We start from the raw sequence: 3,838 nt of genomic DNA, 5'->3' as shown, positions 1-3,838 counted from the left end.
ATCAATATGTGGCCGGATATTTTCTCGATCACAGCATTGAATTAAATAACGCTGAATTTCTGCCCCTTGCGGAAAGACACGTGACCAGTTGGGATTTTTAATAAACGAGAAAGAATATAAATGTGATGGTACATCACAGGCGACGCCGGGATAGGTATTATCCCGCCATGTTCCGCCTACTTCTGCGGCACGTTCAATGATTTTAAAATCGTGAATGCCCTGCTGTTTAAGACGGATCGCCATTCCTAGGCCACCAAAACCGCTGCCTACAATTAAAATCTTGCTGCGCTGTCCTTGAGCTTGCATTATTTTTCTCCTTTTTTAAGGCATCATGGGCTGGATTTTTTGATTCGCCGGATACTGCTCTGGATGCTGGCTAAACTGATTAATTAGCTGCACAACTTCTGCTGGCGCTTCAATATGAATCGCATGTCCCGAAGAAATTTCGATATAACGGCTATTCTGAATCGAAGCAAAGAGTAATTTTGCTTGCGCTAAAGGCACCATACGATCTTCACGACAGGCCACGATCAAGGTCTCAGCAGAGATGTCCGGCAAAATGGCGGTGATATCAATGCGATAATTCAGTTCACGCTGTTTAGCTGCATCTTGAGAAGGTTTGACGAAACGTGCCAGATCAAGCACCTGTTTTTCACTACGAGCTGACAGATAGTCATCGCTATATAGGCAATAATTTACAAAATGTGGCAAAGCCGCAGATTGATCATTAAATAACTGTTGCCAGATCGTGGTTCGCAGTTGTTGGACTGAACTGGTTTTTGCCCAACCGGCTAACAGAATCAAACGTGCCACACGTTGTTTAAGACTCGCGGCTACTTGTGCAGCAATCACGGCACCAAGTGAATAACCTACCACAGTAATTGTTTCACCTTCTGCAACTGCATGCTGGATCAGTGCTTCAACTTGCTGGCTAAAATCAGTCACTGCTAGATCGGCTTTATCTGGGGTATGCAAATCAATCGATAAAACCCGCTGATGAATACCGAGCATGGGGAAAATATAACTGAAATGTTTGTCGGTATTTCCACCTGTGCCATGAATCAGAATAATGGTGGGATATGAAGATTTCTGTCCGACTTCATGATAAGTGAGTTGTTGATCACCATAAGGACATTGTCGTGTAATCGTGTCTAAATCCATATAGACTCCTGATCTTGTTGTTTTATGGCCGATGCAATACTAAAAAGCACCCATCGATATTGAATTTTGTGCAGGATGAAAAAGTAGTAAGAAAAAAAAGACCCACGATCGAGAGATTGATCGTGGGTAAAAGGATTAATCGAATTTAAACTCTTCTGGTGTAAGCAAGAACAGGCTCTCACCACCGGCCTGAATATTGGCAACGTGAGTTGAAGTTCTTGGCAGAATGCGTGCAAAGAAGAATTGCGCAGTTTTGATCTTTGCTGCATAGAACGGATCAGTATTGCCTTCTTCAATTTTTTGCTGCGCCGTAATCGCCATTTTCAGCCATAAATACGAAGACACCACATAACCAGAGAAGTATAAGTAATCGACTGATGCCGCACCGATTTCATTTGCAGACTGTTGTGCCTGAGCCTGAATCGTTTTGGTTAATTCTAGCCATTGCTCAGTCAACTGACTCACTTGTGCCACTTGCTGGTTAAACTGGGCATGTTGCTGATGTTCTTTTACAAAACCTTGGATTTCATCAGTTAAGGCAGTCAACAAACCTAGTTTTGAACCTAGTACTTTACGTGCCAGTAAGTCGATTGATTGAATTTCAGTAGTGCCTTCATAGAGGCTGGCAATACGTGCATCACGGGCAATCTGTTCCATGCCATGTTCAGCAATATAGCCGTGTCCACCAAAAACCTGCATACCATGTTTGGCCGCTTCTACACCTGTTTCGGTCATTAATGCTTTAGCAATTGGGGTTAATAATGCCAGACGATCTTCTGCGGCTTTCTTCTCTTCAGGATTATCTGTTGCTTCAACAATATCAGCATAAGTCGCCAGATAATAAGCCAAGGCACGTGAACCTTCAGCAAATACTTTCTGAGTCAGTAGCATATTACGCACTGCCGGATGCACAATGATTGGATCCGCAGGCAGGTTTGGCTCTTTCGCACCTTCGAGTGAACGCATGGCCAGACGGTCTTTGGCATAAGCCAATGCGCCTTGATAAGAAGATTCAGCTGCAGCAAGACCTTGAATCGCCGTTCCAATACGTGCAGAGTTCATGAAAGTAAACATGCAGTTCAAGCCGCGGTTTTCAGGCCCGATCAGGAAACCTTTGGCATTATCAAAATTCAGTACACAGGTCGCATTGCCATGAATACCCATCTTGTGTTCAATCGCGCTACACACCACGCCATTGCGTGAAGCCACATTTCCAGCTTCATCCAGATTGTATTTAGGTACGATAAACAGCGAAATACCTTTGGTGCCGGCAGGCGCATCCGGTAAACGTGCTAGTACGATATGTACGATATTTTCAGCCAGGTCATGCTCACCTGCAGAAATAAAGATTTTCTCACCACTGATGCTGTAGCTGCCATCTTCATTTGGCACCGCTTTGGTACGGATTAGGCCCAGATCAGAACCGGCATGTGATTCAGTTAAACACATGGTTCCGGTCCAGCGTCCTGCAATTAAAGGCACCAGGAATTTCTGTTTTTGTTCATCACTACCGTGATGTTCTAAAGTACGCATCGCACCATGAGACAGGCCTGGGTACATACCCCAAGACCAGTTGGTCGCCGTAATAATTTCAGAAATGGCAATACGGTATAAGGTCGGGAAGCCTTGGCCACCATATTTTTCATCGCCAGTTAATGAGGTAAAGCCGAGTTCTACATATTTGTCATAAGCCGCTTTAAAACCATCCGGTGTAGTTACGACGCCATCCTGCAAACGGCAGCCTTGCTGGTCGCCTGTCGCATTAATCGGTAGAAGTTCGTTTTGGCAAAAGTCCGCAGCGACTTCCAGATATTGTTCCATAATATCCATAGAAACTTTGTCTGCGAACTTTGCATAGCCTTCGTATTTCTGTTCAACATTGAGCAGATCTTTCAGCACAAACTTCATGTCTTTTAATGGCGCAATATAATTTCTCATCGTAATTCCCTTGTATGAGTTCTAATTTGTGTATTTATGACAATTAATTTCATAATACGAAATTATGTTTTAGGTCGAATATAATATAAGTTCATGGATAAAATCTAGTCATGACATAAAAAATCACATTTAAAAAATTAAAACTTTGGTATAAAAAAGCCATTCGGTAATGAATGACTTTTTATTAAATGATCAAAATAAATCGATCTAGCGCGGGAAAAACTGAGCCAAACGTTGCTGAACTATCTGTTCTGCTTCTTGCATGATATTGTCAATCAGCGTTTGACAGGTTGGAATGTCATGGATTAACCCCATCACTTGACCTGCTGTCAGTACACCTGCATCTACATCGCCATTTTCCAAAGCCAGCTTGCCTTTTAAGCCACTGACATAAGGGCGAATCTGTTCAAATTCCAGATTTGGATCTTCACCCATTTTAACGACAAGATCAGATACTGCATTCTTCGCAACACGCGCAGTATTTCTGAACTGACGGTAAAGAAGATGCGTTGCCCTTTCATCATTGTCGACATAAAACTGCTTGATATTAGGATGGATCGGCGCTTCTTGAGTAGCACAAAAGCGTGTTCCCATATTGATTCCTTCAGCACCTAAAGCAAGTGCTGCCACCAGACCACGTCCATCAGCAAAACCACCACTAGCCACAATCGGTACGCTAAGCTGATCAGCAGCTGCTGGAATTAAGATAAGCACAGGAATATCATCTTCACCCGGATGG

4 protein-coding genes are annotated in these 3,838 nt (G+C 43.3%); all 4 read right to left on the bottom strand.

The window, feature by feature from the left end; genetic code table 11:
* Positions 1 to 306 (bottom strand): NAD(P)-binding protein (locus tag B4J23_RS11215; RefSeq protein ID WP_291360662.1); only part of this gene is annotated, 306 nt, incomplete at its 3' end.
* A 15-nt stretch (positions 307 to 321) separates the two neighbouring features.
* Positions 322 to 1,161 carry an alpha/beta fold hydrolase gene (locus B4J23_RS11210; protein ID WP_291360660.1) on the bottom strand — a complete coding sequence of 280 codons (840 nt, stop codon included), beginning with the start codon at positions 1,159 to 1,161 and terminating at the stop codon, positions 322 to 324.
* A gap of 135 nt (positions 1,162 to 1,296) precedes the next feature.
* The gene (locus B4J23_RS11205; RefSeq protein ID WP_291360658.1) at positions 1,297 to 3,099 is read right to left on the bottom strand and encodes an acyl-CoA dehydrogenase C-terminal domain-containing protein; all 1,803 of its coding nucleotides are present in this window, start codon (positions 3,097 to 3,099) and stop codon (positions 1,297 to 1,299) included.
* Positions 3,100 to 3,306: 207 nt separating this feature from the next.
* Positions 3,307 to 3,838: NAD(P)H-dependent flavin oxidoreductase (locus B4J23_RS11200; protein WP_291360656.1), on the bottom strand; the 532-nt coding region annotated here is incomplete at its 5' end.

The organism is Acinetobacter sp. UBA3025 (genome assembly GCF_002367915.1).
In the GTDB taxonomy this organism is placed as follows: domain Bacteria; phylum Pseudomonadota; class Gammaproteobacteria; order Pseudomonadales; family Moraxellaceae; genus Acinetobacter.
This window is presented reverse-complemented; position numbering and strand designations above follow the sequence as displayed.

Coding starts and splice junctions, on each gene's coding strand:
- B4J23_RS11210 (WP_291360660.1), bottom strand. CDS start 1,161: ATGGATTTAGACACGATTACACGACAATGTCCTTATGGTGATCAACAA.
- B4J23_RS11205 (WP_291360658.1), bottom strand. CDS start 3,099: ATGAGAAATTATATTGCGCCATTAAAAGACATGAAGTTTGTGCTGAAA.